Source organism: Hafnia sp. (assembly GCF_036648275.1).
In the GTDB taxonomy this organism is placed as follows: Bacteria; Pseudomonadota; Gammaproteobacteria; order Enterobacterales; family Enterobacteriaceae; genus Hafnia; species Hafnia alvei.
The window spans coordinates 1-15,842 of record NZ_JAVXIQ010000046.1 but is presented as its reverse complement, the minus strand read 5'-3'; the positions used below and the strand labels follow the sequence as shown (position 1 = coordinate 15,842).

General features: G+C 47.3%; 15 protein-coding genes. 8 read left to right on the top strand and 7 right to left on the bottom strand.

The features are described 5' to 3' along the window. The first annotated feature begins 328 nt into the window (after positions 1–328). The 4 genes from RSC70_RS20240 (at position 329) to ghrB (ending at position 4,369) form a co-directional block, all read left to right on the top strand. The gene (locus tag RSC70_RS20240) at positions 329–1,081 is read left to right on the top strand and encodes a sugar phosphate isomerase/epimerase family protein (RefSeq protein WP_332543421.1); all 753 of its coding nucleotides are present in this window, start codon (positions 329–331) and stop codon (positions 1,079–1,081) included. A gap of 1 nt (position 1,082) precedes the next feature. Continuing rightward, positions 1,083–2,024: a sugar kinase gene (locus RSC70_RS20235; RefSeq protein WP_332543420.1), complete on the top strand. Its 942-nt coding sequence runs from the start codon at positions 1,083–1,085 to the stop codon at positions 2,022–2,024. Between the two features lie 70 nt (positions 2,025–2,094). Further along, positions 2,095–3,390, top strand: a complete 1,296-nt coding sequence (locus RSC70_RS20230) for an MFS transporter (RefSeq protein ID WP_040044556.1) — start codon at positions 2,095–2,097, stop codon at positions 3,388–3,390. A 4-nt stretch (positions 3,391–3,394) separates the two neighbouring features. Then, positions 3,395–4,369, top strand: a complete 975-nt coding sequence (gene ghrB / locus RSC70_RS20225) for a glyoxylate/hydroxypyruvate reductase GhrB (RefSeq protein WP_304188341.1) — start codon at positions 3,395–3,397, stop codon at positions 4,367–4,369. Between the two features lie 71 nt (positions 4,370–4,440). Here ghrB and hemN read toward each other — a convergent pair whose 3' ends face one another. Next, positions 4,441–5,814 (bottom strand): oxygen-independent coproporphyrinogen III oxidase, encoded by a 1,374-nt coding sequence (gene hemN / locus RSC70_RS20220; RefSeq protein WP_304188344.1) that lies wholly within the window; start codon positions 5,812–5,814, stop codon positions 4,441–4,443. A gap of 182 nt (positions 5,815–5,996) precedes the next feature. Then, the gene (yihI, locus tag RSC70_RS20215) at positions 5,997–6,536 is read right to left on the bottom strand and encodes a Der GTPase-activating protein YihI (RefSeq protein ID WP_025799753.1); all 540 of its coding nucleotides are present in this window, start codon (positions 6,534–6,536) and stop codon (positions 5,997–5,999) included. Between the two features lie 750 nt (positions 6,537–7,286). On the opposite strand from yihI, the gene yihA reads away from it, so the two are divergent. Then, positions 7,287–7,940 carry a ribosome biogenesis GTP-binding protein YihA/YsxC gene (gene yihA / locus RSC70_RS20210; protein WP_025799755.1) on the top strand — a complete coding sequence of 218 codons (654 nt, stop codon included), beginning with the start codon at positions 7,287–7,289 and terminating at the stop codon, positions 7,938–7,940. A 110-nt stretch (positions 7,941–8,050) separates the two neighbouring features. On the opposite strand, the gene RSC70_RS21080 is transcribed toward yihA, so the two are convergent. After that, the gene (locus tag RSC70_RS21080) at positions 8,051–8,098 is read right to left on the bottom strand and encodes a spot 42 RNA, inhibition of DNA synthesis (protein WP_071892919.1); all 48 of its coding nucleotides are present in this window, start codon (positions 8,096–8,098) and stop codon (positions 8,051–8,053) included. A gap of 163 nt (positions 8,099–8,261) precedes the next feature. Next, positions 8,262–11,066: a DNA polymerase I gene (polA, locus tag RSC70_RS20205; protein ID WP_332543415.1), complete on the bottom strand. Its 2,805-nt coding sequence runs from the start codon at positions 11,064–11,066 to the stop codon at positions 8,262–8,264. Between the two features lie 457 nt (positions 11,067–11,523). Between polA and RSC70_RS20200 the strand changes: the two genes are divergently transcribed. After that, a complete protein-coding gene (locus tag RSC70_RS20200; protein WP_130970970.1) occupies positions 11,524–12,444 on the top strand; it encodes an acyltransferase in 921 nt (306 codons plus the stop codon). Positions 12,445–12,491: 47 nt separating this feature from the next. Here RSC70_RS20200 and dsbA read toward each other — a convergent pair whose 3' ends face one another. From dsbA to RSC70_RS20185, 3 genes are all read right to left on the bottom strand, one after another. Then, positions 12,492–13,115 (bottom strand): thiol:disulfide interchange protein DsbA, encoded by a 624-nt coding sequence (dsbA, locus tag RSC70_RS20195; protein WP_332543412.1) that lies wholly within the window; start codon positions 13,113–13,115, stop codon positions 12,492–12,494. Positions 13,116–13,147: 32 nt separating this feature from the next. After that, positions 13,148–14,134 carry a serine/threonine protein kinase gene (locus RSC70_RS20190; RefSeq protein WP_332543410.1) on the bottom strand — a complete coding sequence of 329 codons (987 nt, stop codon included), beginning with the start codon at positions 14,132–14,134 and terminating at the stop codon, positions 13,148–13,150. Between the two features lie 87 nt (positions 14,135–14,221). Then, positions 14,222–14,491, bottom strand: a complete 270-nt coding sequence (locus tag RSC70_RS20185) for a YihD family protein (RefSeq protein WP_040044563.1) — start codon at positions 14,489–14,491, stop codon at positions 14,222–14,224. Positions 14,492–14,657: 166 nt separating this feature from the next. On the opposite strand from RSC70_RS20185, the gene mobA reads away from it, so the two are divergent. Further along, complete coding sequence (mobA, locus tag RSC70_RS20180; RefSeq protein WP_234618970.1) at positions 14,658–15,242, top strand: molybdenum cofactor guanylyltransferase MobA; 585 nt, start codon at positions 14,658–14,660, stop codon at positions 15,240–15,242. Beyond that, positions 15,239–15,751: a molybdopterin-guanine dinucleotide biosynthesis protein MobB gene (gene mobB, locus RSC70_RS20175; protein ID WP_063586135.1), complete on the top strand. Its 513-nt coding sequence runs from the start codon at positions 15,239–15,241 to the stop codon at positions 15,749–15,751. The genes mobA and mobB overlap by 4 nt, the downstream gene beginning before the upstream one ends. The last annotated feature ends 91 nt before the right edge of the window (positions 15,752–15,842 follow it).

Genomic DNA, 15,842 nt, shown 5'->3' with positions numbered 1-15,842 from the left:
CGTCTCGGATAAAAGCGCGCGGGTGTTGGGTGCGCGCGCTGGCGCACCCGACTCGAACGCCTTCGATTGAGGTTGTATGTGAATACCGGTGCTGATAGGCGGTCGAAACCTTACACCGCAAGCGCATACTCCATAATCAGGCATTCATGCACTGAATTAAGCTTACATTTTGCAATGACAATCCCACCCCGATCACACTTCTGAATTCATCCCAAACCAATCTGTGACAACAGTCATACATCCTCATTATTTCGCTTTTTTATGGAACCGGTTCCAAATATCTTGGCGTTATTGAATTGATGATGAAGTGACCATCATTGGAGTGAATATGAAAAGAGATATCGTCGTTGTGACCGCCGCTTATGGATGGGACAACGTTAAAAAACTCGGCGGGCAGGCTAACTTACTGCCGATTATCGCTGAGTCAGGTGCCAACGGCGTTGAAATTCGTCGTGAGCTATTATCCGACTCAGAGCTGAACACCTTAGGTCATTTAGCCCGTCAAATTGCTGACCACCAGCTGTTTGCCGTGTATTCAGTCCCGGAGGGATTATTTGCCCTCGATGGTTCACTGAATCCACAGCTCGAAAAGCGTTTACAAGAAGCCGCCGAGCTGAACGCTCGCACGGTGAAATTCTCTCTGGGGCATTATCAGCCAGGCTATGACATCACTGAATTAAACGCTTTGCTCAGCAAATACCCTGTGCAACTCGTCGTTGAAAACGATCAAACACCGGACTGCGGAATTTTATCACCGTTAAACGCATTCTTTGCCGCGGTACAAGATTGTCATTCCCCAATACGCATGACCTTTGATATGGCGAACTGGGACTGGGTCGGCGAAGACGCGCATATTGCAGCGCAAAAACTGGCGCACATGGTGCATTACGTACATGTAAAAGCCGCGGAAAAACGGCCTCAAGGCTGGTGCGCGGTGGAATTAGATAATAGTGATGGCCGCTGGAAACCATTACTGGCTGAGCTTCCCCATCAGGCAATGCGCGGCATTGAATTCCCATTAGAAGGCGATGACTTAACCTCAGTAACCCGCCACTACGTTAATTTATTGAGAGCAGACTAATATGAAAACTTCACCGCTAGACGTGATCACCTATGGCGAGGCAATGACTATGTTTGTCGCCAATGAAACCGGTGAACTGGATCAGGCTATGCAGTTTACCAAACGTATCGCTGGCGCTGAGCTGAACGTATCTATTGGTTTATCACGCCTCGGAATGAACGTGGGCTGGGTTAGCCGTGTAGGAAACGACTCTTTTGGCCGTTTTACGCTCGCTACGCTACAGCAAGAGGGAATAAATCATCAGTGCGTTACCGTTGATGAGCGCTTCCCAACCGGTTTTCAGCTGAAATCTAAAGCAGAAAATGGAACCGATCCCAAAGTGGAATACTTCCGCAAAGGCTCGGCTGCCAGCCATCTTTCTGTTCATGATTTCGATCGGGCCTATTTCTCACAGGCTCGCCACCTTCACTTGAGCGGCGTTGCGGCGGCGCTTTCCACTGATTCTTTGGCTCTCGCCAACCACGCGGCGCAAGAAATGCGCGCGATGGGCAAAACCATCTCTTTCGACCCTAATTTGCGTCCAGTCCTATGGTCAAGTCAGCAGGTGATGTGTGAAAAGCTGAATGCTTTAGCTTTCCAGGCCGATTGGGTATTACCGGGTCTGAAAGAGGGGCAAATCCTCACGGGCAAACAAACACCGGAAGAGATTGCTGATTTCTACCTTAGCCGCGGCGTAAAAGCCGTCATCATCAAGCTCGGGCCAGATGGCGCTTGGTTTAAAACCGCAGACGGCCACCAGCAACATGTTGCAGCCGTGCGCGTTGAAAATGTAATTGATACCGTTGGCGCGGGTGATGGTTTTGCCGTCGGTGTTATCAGTGCATTACTCGAAGGAAAAGCGCTACCGGATGCCGTTATGCGCGGTAACAAAATTGGTGCGCTAGCGGTGCAGGCGATTGGGGACAGCGAGGGCTTACCAACCCGTGCTGAACTCGGCGAATAATAAATAACACATCCACCTCTGGGCCCTACATCCCAAGGATGTATCTGAACCACACTGAAGGATTATAACCATGAGCAAATCAACGATTGCCCCGAAGCGCTGGTGGTACATCATGCCGGTGATTTTTATCACCTACAGCATGGCTTATCTTGATCGCGCGAACTTCAGCTTTGCCTCCGCTGCTGGGATTAATGAAGATCTTGGCATCACCAAAGGAATGGCCTCTCTACTGGGAGCCCTATTCTTCCTCGGCTATTTTTTCTTCCAGATCCCTGGAGCCATTTACGCCGAACGCCGTAGCGTACGTAAGCTGGTATTTTGGTGCCTGATCCTGTGGGGCATGTGTGCCACGCTAACCGGCTTGGTCAGCAATATTCCTGCGCTGGCGGCTATTCGATTCGCTCTTGGGGTCGTTGAAGCAGCAGTTATGCCCGCCATGCTTATCTACATCAGTAACTGGTTTACCAAGGCTGAGCGTTCCAGAGCCAATACCTTTTTAATTTTAGGTAATCCGGTCACCGTTCTATGGATGTCTGTGGTTTCTGGCTATTTGATTCATGCTTATGGCTGGCGCGAAATGTTCATCATCGAAGGCTTCCCTGCGGTTATTTGGGCTTTCTGTTGGTGGGTGCTGGTTAAGGATAAACCTGAGCAGGTTGGCTGGTTAAGCGAGTCTGAAAAAGCCGCACTTCAAGCCAAACTGCTTGAAGAGCAGCAAGGCATTAAGGCTGTGCGTAACTACAGCGAGGCTTTCCGTTCGCGTAATGTCATCATCCTGTGTGCTCAGTATTTTGCATGGAGCATCGGCGTGTATGGCTTTGTACTGTGGCTGCCTTCGATTCTGCGTCACGGTTCTGATATGGGAATGGTGGAAGCTGGATGGCTCTCGGCAGTACCTTATTTGGCCGCAACCATTGCGATGATCGTGGTGTCTTGGGCATCCGACAAAATGCAAAACCGTAAACTGTTCGTCTGGCCGTTGCTGTTGATCGGCGCACTGGCCTTTATCGGTTCTTATCTCGTCGGCGCTAATCACTTCTGGTGGTCTTACGCGCTGTTGGTTATCGCAGGCGCAGCGATGTATGCACCTTATGGCCCATTCTTCGCCATTATTCCTGAAATGCTGCCACGCAACGTTTCCGGTGGGGCGATGGCCTTAATTAACAGCATGGGCGCGTTGGGTTCTTTCTTTGGCTCTTGGTTTGTCGGTTATCTGAATGGTTCTACCGGCTCTCCAGCCGCGTCCTACGTATTTATGGCGGGTGCGCTACTGGTCGCCGTTGGATTAACGCTCATCGTTAAGCCATCAGATATGCAAAAAAAAGCTACCGTTAAACCAGCCTCAGCCGTTGCTCAGGGGAAATAGTTTTATGAAGCAATCCATTGTTATGTATAAAAAAATACCCTCTGATTTGCTACAACGATTAGAAGACAATTTTGATGTCCGATTCTTTGATGGAATCAATGAGACTAACCGTGCAGAAGTTCTAGCCGCGCTAAAAAATGCCGATGGCATGATTGGCGCAAGCGTACCGGTGCGTGCTGAGTTGCTAGACCATGCGCCCAAGCTAAAAGCAATTTCAACCATTTCAGTTGGCTACGATCAGTTCGACGTAGCCGATCTGACACAGCGCAAAATTGTGTTGATGCACACGCCAACGGTACTCACCGAAACCACGGCCGATACCGTGTTTACGCTGATTCTGATGACCGCACGCCGCGCTTTGGAAATGGCAGAAATGGTGAAAGCAGGAAAATGGACGCGCAGCATCGGCAGCGATAGCTATGGCGTCGACGTTCACCATAAAACGATAGGTATTTTGGGCATGGGGCGTATCGGTGCAGCGCTGGCGCGTCGAGCCCACGCGGGTTTTGGCATGAATGTTTTGTACTGGAACGATCGCCCCAATACGCAGGTGGAAAAGGAGTTTAACGCTCGTCGCTGCGAACTGGATGAATTGCTCACTCAGTCTGACTTCGTCTGTATTACGCTGCCTTATAGCGAGCAAACGCATAAGCTCATCAACGCCGAACGTTTAGCTAAAATGAAATCCAGCGCTATTTTGATCAACGGGGCACGCGGAAAAATTGTCGATCAGGCTGCATTAATTGAAGCATTAAAAGACGGTACGATTCGCGCTGCGGGATTAGATGTGTTCGAAGTGGAGCCATTGCCTGCTGATTCAGAGTTACTGCAATTGCCTAACGTTGTTGCATTGCCTCACATCGGCTCAGCAACGGAGGAAACCCGCTATAACATGGCGGCCTGCGCGGTGGATAACCTGATCACGGCATTAACGGGGGAAGTAACGGAAAACAGTGTGAATGCACATTTGTTGAAGTAATTGCGTCGTTCTTCACTTCAGGTCTTGGTAGGTCCAGCCACATCGGCTCTTCCTACCAAGACATACATCTTTTAGATTACCCGCGAAAACTGCTGCATTCTCGCCTGCTTGCGCAGATAAATATCAAAGCACATGCAAATATTACGGATCAGCAAACGACCGCGCGGAGTTACCTCGATGCTGGTTGGCGTGATTTCCACCAGCCCATCGTCGACCAAAGGTGCCAGCAGTTTTAAGTCATCCGCGAAATAATCGGCAAAAACAATCGCGTATTGGCTCTCAACTTGGGAATAGCCTAGACGGAAGTTGCAGATGAGATTTTTAATCACATCACGGCGCAAACAGTCATCTTCAGTCATGGAAAGCCCACGCCAAAGCGCATGGCCATGGTCTTGCACGTCAGCATAATACTCTTTCAGCACTTTGCGATTCTGCGCATAGCTATCCCCGATCATGCTTATCGCGGAAACGCCTAGCCCTAGCAGATCGCTATCGCCCTGCGTGGTATAGCCTTGGAAGTTGCGGTGCAATTTGCCTTCACGCTGAGCCACTGCCAATTCATCATTAGCATGAGCAAAGTGGTCCATACCAATAAACTGATAGCCAGAACCCGTTAGCATCGCGATAGTTTCTTGCAGAATAGACAGCTTGCTGTCTGCCGATGGCAGGTCTTCGTCTTTAATTTTACGCTGCGCGGCAAATAGCTTCGGCATATGCGCATAGTTGAATACGCTCAAACGGTCAGGATTGAGCTCAGCGACTTTTTGCAGCGTATAGCTAAAGCTCTCTGGCGTTTGCTTTGGTAAGCCGTAGATAAGATCGATATTCGTTGAGGTAAAACCGATCGCTTTAGCTCGGTTAATCAAATCGAAGATAAACTGTTCGTCTTGCTCACGATTCACCAGCTTCTGAACTTCTTTGTTGAAGTCCTGCACGCCCATACTCAGGCGGTTGAAGCCTTCTTGGCGCAGGTGGTCGAGCACATCCAGCTCAATTTCACGCGGGTCGACCTCAATTGAAATTTCTGCATCCGGCAGAAAATCAAAAGCATCGCGCAGCATATGCATTAAGCGGGAAATCTGGTTTTTATCTAGATACGTTGGCGTACCACCGCCCCAATGTAATTGGGAGACTTTTCGCCCCACAAACATCGGTGCACGTTGGCGAATTTCGAATGCCAGCTTATCAAGATATTCATCCGCTTTATGTGTTTGGCGGGTGACGATCTTATTGCAGCCGCAGAAGTAACACAGCTTGTGGCAAAACGGGATATGAACGTAAAGCGAAAGCGCACGTTCAGGGTAACGAGCTACCGCATTCGCAAACTCAGTCTCGGTGAAGCTTTCGCTGAATTCTAATGCAGTAGGATATGAGGTGTAACGCGGCCCAGAATAGTTATATTTTTGAATCAGGGCCAGATCCCAGACAATTGCCTGTTCCGACATGCTTACTCCTTCCGATGATTTCGTCTGCCAGACCGGTGACGAGGAAGCCGTGAAAACTGGCGGGTCATGGCAGCTTGCCGCCAGCGTTGTTTACGCCGCGACAGCCACCATAGTTTACCTAATAACCACAGCAGATAACACGTAAGCAGTAAGGCTATTGTTAGGATTAGCCCCATTGACGATTAAAATACGTCTTTCGGGTTACCGCGTTTGAGCAATTTAACGATGTCTTCTTTTGGCTCTTCTTCGTCGACTTCGTCATCTTCGTCGCCCAACTCGATGCCTAACTCTTCCATCAGCGCATCAATACGATCCAACATATTGTCGACGTAGCTTTGCTCTTCTTGGTTGAGATCTTCACCATCGTCAAGGCGGATCAGCAGCTCATCCAGACGCGGATCGTTTTCCAACTGAGTCAGCTCTTCTTCTGGCGTCAGTCGTTTTTTCGCTTCCGGTTTAGGCGCTTTTGCTTTTGGCTTCTTCACTTCTGTTGCCACCAGCGATACAGGCACTTTACTGCCGATACGCGGATCTACAACTTTGGCTGCATCACCGGTTTTTTTGTTGGCAGCTTCTGGGTTGGCACGGCCACCCGATTTGTTACCGCGGTGCTTTTTCTGGCGCTTACGGGCACGAGCTTCCAGATCGAGCTCAACACGGGTTTTTCGTTTTTGTTTTGGCGCTGAAGTTTTAGCTTTCGGCGTTTTATTGGCAGGACTCATTAGCGTGTACTCACAGAGAGATAAATCGAGTAGAGAAATATTAGCGAGCTCAGGTTAATTCCTGATACGCCAGTCTCCGACACCCGTAAAACAGGCGTTTAGGCTGAGGGGGCGGACAATGCGCACACCCTACCAGAAAGCACACAAAGAAAAAAGGCGACAGCCTAAACTGTCGCCTTAATTCTAGCCTTCAAATGAAGGATATTCACGCAATTCAATCCTTGAATGCAGTCAACGTCCCGGTTTTTCCCTTTGCCGTTTTGCTCCTAGCATCCTCTTCCTGAGGTTCTTGTCCTTGTTGCGCCAATCCCAGCGCTAAACTCATCCTGAGTTCATGTCTTCCTTTACGATATACATCCTGTATATCTTCGCTAATCCTTTAGCGTGAATCCTTTCCCTCGTTACGCATTCTTGCGTTCCCTGAGATTCGTCTTCCTGACGAAGTTTTCCGTGCCGTTATCCTTGGCGTTGAAAGATACTTTAAAGTATTGGCTTACTTTCTCAATGGGTTATCAGGCCCGCTCTCATGTGATCTTTATCACGTTGTTTTGTAATTATATGAATCTATTACTTTAATAAATTCAGGCTTATAGCTGAAAACGTGATTGCCCGAAAAATGAATGGTCAATGTCTTACACGGCTGTAAGCCGTGAGCTTACAGCAGATAAACAGCGGTTTTATGCGCTCTTTGCGGCTGATGCAGTTATAATCCCCACCAGATACCCCCATGCTTTAATGGAGACGAACGTTTTGAACCGTAAAACTTATAACTATCATGTGACACACTTCGTCACCAGCGCCCCTGATATTCGCGCACTGCCGGCCGATACCGGAATTGAAGTCGCCTTTGCTGGTCGCTCTAACGCAGGTAAATCCAGCGCACTTAATACGCTGACCAACCAAAAAGGCTTAGCACGTACGAGTAAAACGCCAGGCCGTACTCAGCTGATTAACCTGTTTGAAGTTACCGACGGTATTCGCCTCGTTGACTTACCGGGTTATGGCTATGCAGAAGTGCCGGAAGAGATGAAACGCAAATGGCAGAAAGCGTTAGGTGAATACCTGCAAAAACGTAACTGTCTGAAGGGCTTAGTGGTATTGATGGATATCCGTCACCCACTGAAAGATCTCGATCAGCAAATGATCCAATGGGCCGTAGACGTTAACCTGCCAGTTATGCTGCTGCTCACCAAAGCCGATAAGTTGGCATCCGGTGCGCGCAAGGCTCAGCTAAATATGGTGCGTGAGGCTATTTTGCCGTTTATGGGCGATATTCAGGTTGAAGCGTTTTCTTCACTGAAGAAGTTTGGCGTCGATAAGCTGAGTGAAAAACTGAATACGTGGTTCAGCGAGATTGAGCCTGAAACACTGTCTGAAGAAGATGAGGAAGAAGGCGGGGAATAACTGCCTAATATCTTATTGAACAAGTTATTAAACAAGGTCGCTTAGGCGGCCTTTTTTTGGTTTGGACAAAAAAAAACGCCCCAGTCATAAAAGACTGGGGCGGCTAATATTCAGCCAAATCCGATTACGTGAAGTAAAAGGTCTGAAAGATAGAACATCTTACCTCTGTACCCTACGTCTGTAACTCTACAACATTTTCAGACGAGGGAAAACCCTTTTTGTAGCTTACTTACAAAAATGCGTTCAATTAAGCAGCATAAACGGCGTAATGAACGCGATTTTATGTAGTTAAATTACATAAATAGATTAATTATTCATCATTTAGTGAGCTTGATCCCAGTTTTCACCGGTACCCACATCAACTTTTAACGGAACCGCCAACTCAAGGCTTTTCTCCATGAGTTCACGAACTTTCTCAACAGTTTGATCGATGATGGACTCATGAACTTCAAAGACCAATTCATCGTGCACCTGCATAATCATGCGAACTAAAGGTTCTTTCTGTTCCAATAACCATGCATCAACGGCGATCATCGCACGCTTGATAATATCAGCCGCGGTTCCTTGCATTGGAGCGTTGATCGCGGCGCGTTCTGCCGCCTTACGGCGCATACCGTTACGGGAATGAATTTCAGGCAGATAGAGGCGACGGCCATCTAGCGTCTCTACATATCCCTGCTCTGCCGCCTGCTGCCGTGTACGTTCCATATATTCCAGCACGCCAGGGTAACGCTCAAAATAGAGGTCCATATAGCGCTGCGCTTCGCCACGAGCAATATTCAACTGACGAGCCAAACCAAAGGCGCTCATGCCATAAATCAGTCCAAAGTTGATCGCTTTAGCACTGCGTCGCTGTTCACTGGTGACATCTTCAAGCGCTAAGCCAAAGACTTCTGCCGCCGTAGCACGGTGAATATCTTTACCAGCGGCAAACGCAATAAGTAAGCCCTTGTCACCCGACAAGTGCGCCATGATGCGTAATTCAATCTGAGAGTAGTCGGCCGCAACAATTTTATAGCCTTGTGGCGCAATGAAAGCCTGACGGATCCGGCGTCCTTCATCATTACGTACTGGGATATTCTGCAGGTTAGGATCGCTAGAAGAAAGCCGTCCGGTTGCGGTAACCGCTTGATGATAAGACGTATGGACTCGACCAGTCGCGCCATTGATCATCTGCGGAAGCTTATCCGTATACGTACTTTTTAACTTCGCTAACCCGCGGTGTTCCAAAATAATGGTTGGCAGTTCAAAACCTTGCTCCGCTAATTCAGCCAGCACTTCTTCATTTGTTGAAGGTGCGCCACCCGGCGTTTTTTTCACTACAGGCAGCTTCTGCTTTTCGAATAAAATTGCCTGTAGCTGTTTTGGCGAGGAGAGGTTGAAGGGTTCTCCCGCAGACTCATGTGCCTTCTTCTCCAGCTCATCCAAACGGATAGCCAGCTCCTGAGAATGTTTGCCCAGAATATGGCTATCTATCAGTACGCCTGTTCGCTCCATACGCGAAAGCACCGGAACCAAAGGCATATCGATATCGGTGAAAACTTTCTTCAAACCCGCTTCTTTTTCTAGCTGTGGCCAAAGTTTGAGATGCAGCTGTAAAGTCACATCGGCATCTTCTGCCGCATAAGGCGCAGCCTGCTCAAGTGCAATTTGGTTAAAGGTCAGCTGAGATTTGCCCTTACCCGCAATTTCTTCAAAAGTAATGGTTTTATGATTCAAGTGGCGCTCAGCCAAGCTATCCATATCATGGCGGCCGGCAACGCTGTCGAGATCATACGATTCCAGCATCGTGTCGAACGCAATGCCTTTTAGCTCAATGCCATAACGCGCCATGACGCCTTGATCGTATTTTAGGTTCTGCCCAACTTTCTGAAGATTGTCATCTTCCAACAGGGGTTTTAACTTCGCCAAGACGGCATCACGGCTCAGCTGATCTGGCGCATCGAGATAGTCATGGCCCACTGGAATATAAGCCGCGACGCCCGGCGCTGTCGCAAATGACAGACCAACCAGATTGGTCGTTAAGACATCCAGAGAGTCAGTTTCCGTATCGAAGGCGAAGACCTTCGCGGCTTTTAAGCTGGCGATCAAATTATCCAGGGCTGGCTCATCCAGAATAGTTTGGTAATTTTCCTGTGATAAAACCGACGTAGCCTCTTCCACTACAGCGGCCTCTAGCGGCTCACTGTCAGCTTTTGCGGATTTACGAGCCGTTGGTGCTTTCTTTTCACCGCTGAGCCAAGAACCCGCTTCAGCGTCTTCTAGCCAGCGCTTAAACTCATAGCGGCTAAATAATTCGTGCAGTTGTTCAGTATCCATCGGCTTGAGCTGGAGATCGTCGCAGGTAATATCCAACTCAACGTCAGTTTTAATCGTCGCCAGCAGGTATGAAAGATCGGCCTTATCTTTATTCAGCTCCAGCTTAGCGCCCATCGTTTTGGCACCGCGGAAACTCAGCGTCGCCACTTTATCCAAATCGCTATAGATCTGTTTTAAGCTACCAATACCTTGTAACAGCGCCTGAGCCGTTTTTTCGCCAACGCCAGGGACACCTGGAATGTTATCCGAGGAATCCCCCATCAGGGCGAGGAAATCGATGATTAACTCCGGCGGCACACCATATTTTTCACAAACTTCCTGTGGCCCCAAAATGGTGTTATTCATCGTGTTGATCAACGTGATACTTGGCGTCACAAGCTGCGCCATATCTTTATCACCGGTGCTGATCAATACATGGCGTCCTGCCTTTTCGGCAGCCTGCGCCAACGTACCAATAACATCATCAGCCTCGACGCCAGAAACGGCCAGAAGAGGCAAACCAACGGCCTGAACCATTTTATGCAGCGGCTCTATTTGCTCACGCAAGTCATCTGGCATGGGTGGACGATGTGATTTGTACTCAGCAAACAGCTCATCACGGAAAGTCTTTCCTTTGGCGTCGAATACCACAGCGACGTGACTTGGCTGATATTGCAGCATCAGGCTGCGCAGCATATTCAACACGCCATACATTGCCCCTGTAGGCTCTCCCGCACGGTTCGTTAACGGAGGAAAAGCATGGTATGCACGGTACAGGTATGAGGATCCATCAACTAGGATCAGGGGGTTTTCAGGGATTTCGGCCATAGTATGTCTTTATCGTGATGGTGGACTTAGAGGTAAGGATGCCATACCTCGGGGCAAGAGACGAATTTTAGCGGGAGATTTGATGAGTAATGCGATCAAGTATTCAGATCTGAATGATCAAATTGTGGATAAGTTTGTGAACAAAAGATCATGGTTTTAATAATAGGTGTTCTTACACAGCTTTTATTCACAATTTCATTAGTATTTTAAATAACTTACACGTAAAGATCCCTGCTAGAACATAAAATAGCCAGCCCCTCACGATGTGGATAATATTTCAATTAGTCACTGTTATTTTCATATTACTGATAATGCCTCATACAGATTAGTCTAAATAATCAACTATGCTAATGCTTTTGAATTTATCTTTCATATATCTGGCGAAATGCTGTTGTTCAATAAGCCTTCTGGTAAAATCGCGCTTTGATTCCTCAAATGCTATTACACGAATAAGCTAATGCCTACGTTGATTGCCTTGGTTCTATCACCCATCCTATTTGTGTTAACCACGGCGTTGACCATCCTCGTGACAGTTTTATGTTCTATACCGATTACGATCGCAGGCATCATAAAGCTACTACTCCCCATCCCTTTTATTTGGCGATATATCTCAAGCTTCGCTGATTTCATGATGTGGTGCTGGTGCCAAGGCTTATCGATGCTGATGAGGCTTAACGTTGGATTAAAGTGGGAGATAGATGGCTTAGAAGATCTGAGCAAAGACAATTGGTATTTGGTCATCAGTAATCATAAAAGCTGGACTGATATCGTCGTGCTCTGCGTATTATTGCGGAATCACATTCCAATGAATAAGTACTTTTTGAAGCAACAGCTTGCTTGGGTTCCTTTCGTTGGCTTTGCTTGCTGGGCTCTGGATATGCCGTTTATGAAACGCTATTCACGCAGCTATTTACTTAAGCATCCCGAATTGCGCGGCAAAGACATTGAAACCACACGCCGTTCCTGCGAAAAATTTCGCCTGCGCCCGACCACCATTGTTAATTTTGTCGAAGGATCGCGAAGCACTGAAGAGAAGCGAGTAAGAACGCACTCTCCTTATCGAAATTTGCTTCCCCCCAAAGCAGCAGGCATCGCATTCACGCTAAGCGCGTTGGGTAATCAGTTTGATCGCGTATTGAATATAACGTTGGTCTACCCAGACAATAATCACAGCCCGTTTTTAGACTTACTCTGCGGCAGAATGAAGAAAATTGTCGTCCGAGTAGAAACATTACCCATCACAGCGGAAATGCACGGCGATTATTTCAACGATAAGGTCTTTAAACGACACTTTCAGCTCTGGTTAAACAATCTCTGGCAGCAAAAAGATCGGCTTATCGATCACCTTAAAAAGGTGTACGCAGAACCACATAAGTAAAAAACCAGGCAATAGCCCGGTTTTTTATTACTGAGACAGACGTATGATTATTTCTGCTTCAGCAGGAAGTTTACAACGTGAGAGAACTGCTGGACGTAGGAATCCATGGAGCTGGTATCCAGACCATCGTTTTTGACCATATATTTGCCATTAACGAAGATAGCAGGGACGCCGCGCAGTTGCAGATCTTCAGCTGCTTTCTCTTGCTGTACAACTAAAGATTTCACCACGAAGCTATTCAACGCGCCATCATAGTCTGCGGCGCTCACGCCCGCTTTAATGAAGACGTTACGGATATCTTCAGGGCTCTGTACGCTTTGAGTTTTCTGCACAGCTTCAAACATTGGCTGAGTGATTTTATCTTCAACACCCAGAGCCATTGCAACAGCCCATGCTTGAGTTAACTGCTTGCCCAATGGGCCTAAGAATTCGACGTGATACTTGGTGATTTTCACGCCTTCTGGCAGGCCTTTGCGTACTGCATCAGAAACGTGGTAAACCTCTTCGAACTCATAGCAGTGCGGGCAGTAGAATGAGAAAAACTCTAAAACCTGTGGCTCATTAGTGATGCTTTTATCCAGCTTCACATACTGATCGCCTTCAGAAAATTGAGCCGCAGAGGCACCAAATGCCATTGCGATCCCAACTAACGCCAACCAAATCTTTTTCATGCGAACTTCTCCATCGTCTTAAGTTTTTTGATTTAATACATCGGCATTAGCTGCAACGGTGGTGCTTGTAACAGCTTAACCTGCTCCATGAAGGCAGATGTTTGTCTCAACCAGAAACTCTCATCGGTCATCCACGGAAAACTCTTTGGAAAGGCAGGGTCTTGCCAGCGGCGGGCAACCCATGCCAAATAGTGCACCATGCGCATAGCACGCAGCGGCTCTATTAGTTTTAGCTGCTGAGAGTCAAAATCAGCAAATTCGCCGTAGGCTTCAAGCAAAATATCCAATTGGATCAGCTGCTCTTGGCGCTCACCATGCAATAGCATCCATAAATCTTGGACCGCTGGACCATTGCGCGCGTCATCTAAGTCAACAAACAGCGGGCCATCTCGCCACAGTATATTGCCGGGATGGCAATCGCCATGTAGTCGTACCGGCGCCCAGTCAGTTGTCCAATACTGCTCAACTTCCGAAATCAATGACTCTAGAGCAGCAAGAAACGCAGGTTTTAGCTTTGTGGGTATTAATGAAGTACGTTCTAAAACAGCCCTTGGCTGATAGAGATACTCATCCATCCCTATGGTTGGCCGCTCGCTGAAGAGCTTCTGCTGACCCACTTGATGGATACGCGCCATATAACGCCCAACCCATTCAAGCTGATCGTCGTTGTCAATTTCATATGCACGGCCACCCACGCTTGGAAACAGGGTAAAGGCGTAACCAGCAAAATGATGAAGCGTTTGTCCATTTAATGACAACGGTGCAACAACCGGGATCTCGCTGTCAGACAGCTCACGAGCAAAGCTATGTTCCTCGCCGATTTGGCTATCTGACCATCTTTCAGGACGGTAGAACTTCGCAACATAGCGCTGACGCTCTTCATCCATCAGTTGAAAGACACGGTTCTCATAGCTATTGAGCTCGGTTAAGCCGGAATCAATACGAATCCCCGTACTCTCAATGGCATCGAGAATAAGATCTGGCGTAAGTGTTTGAAAACTGAAAGTTGGATTAGTCATAGTCAGGCCAGAGCTCGCGCAATAAACCAAGATGATAACATTATCAAATCGACCTACCGCGCTGTTTATACGCTATCTTGTCTGAAATTAGTCTTTGATTACGCCTCTGGCACGCAGAATAGCGGTCTTAAAGTCTTCCTCGTAGTCTTTCTTTAGACCAGGGATAACTTCAGTGCTGGCGCTGTTACGCATCTTAAGATGATAAATGAGAATATCGTCGGTCAGTTCAGCTAAATTACCTTTAAACCCTGCTTCATTGGCTAGTTTTTGCAAAAATTGAACCAGATTTAAATCAGGTTCTTGTTGCCAAGCTGGATGGATCAGTTCAATAAGTTCATTAACGCGATGGCATTTCATTATGTATTTCTCCCTGATGCTTAATGGGCAGACAAATTATCAGTCTTAATTTACCAAAGATAGCCCTTGTACGTATAACATTCACTTTTTACAAACTATTACACGCACAGGAAAGTCGGGGACAGGCGCGTTACAATAGCCTATTAGCTACAGAGAGAGACACTGTATGTATGACATCGAAGGTGTAATTCTAGCAGGAGGAAGAGCCTCTAGAATGGGTGGTGATGATAAAGGCCTCGTTCTGCTCAATGGCAAACCTCTTTATCAATATGTGCAGGAGGCACTGGCGCCTCAGGTAACAAGGCTGTCCATCAATGCTAATCGCAATATATCAATTTACCAACGTTCAGGGCTGAGCGTATTCCCTGACGTTCTTAACGATTACCCCGGACCATTAGCAGGAATGCTAAGTGGTTTGCAGCAAAGCCACCATGAGTGGGTTGTGTTTGCTCCATGTGATGTTCCTTTTATTCCAACAGATATCGTGCATCACCTGTGGACATATAAAGCAGATAAAAAAGCCGCATACATATTTGATGGAAACAGAGCACATCCAACGATTGCGTTATTGCACCGCTCCCTCATTTTGCCTCTGACGAATTATCTTGAACGAGGCGAGCGGAAATTAATGATTTTTTTAGAACAATGTGAAGCCCAAAGGATTACGTATCCTAAAGAAGAGTGTTTCATCAATTTCAATACATACGAAGAGTGTTTGCGATGCGAGCAGAAGCTAAAGGAACAAAAATGAAGAACAACATACCTTTGCTTGGTATAGCGGCTTATAGCGGGACAGGAAAAACAACACTATTAAAAAAGCTTATTCCGCTGCTGAATACTAAAGGAATAAGAATCGCGCTGATTAAGCATACACACCACGATATGGATATTGATACGCCAGGAAAAGACAGCTACGAGCTCCGTAAGGCAGGTGCAGAGCAAACCTTGGTGGCAAGTGACAAACGATGGGCGTTAATGACGGAAACGCCAGAGGAAGAGCCACTGGATTTACAATTTCTGGCTTCGAAGATCGATCCTTCTCGCTGCGACCTTATTCTGGTTGAAGGTTTTAAGCATGAACCTATTCCTAAGATCGCGTTGTACCGTGAATCAGTCGGGAAGCCTTTTGCTGGAATAGTTGACGATCACGTAGTGATGCTGGCGAGCGATGGAAACATTAACTGCAATCTTCCTATGTTAGATATTAATAACATCGGACACATCGCAGATTTCATCGAAGAATGGTTAGAACAGCAGTAAATTCGATCTACATAAAATAATAAATAGCCGCGTTAGCGGTTATTTATTTGGTAAATTTTTCAAATTCCCCATAGCAAAAAACCCCAGTCTT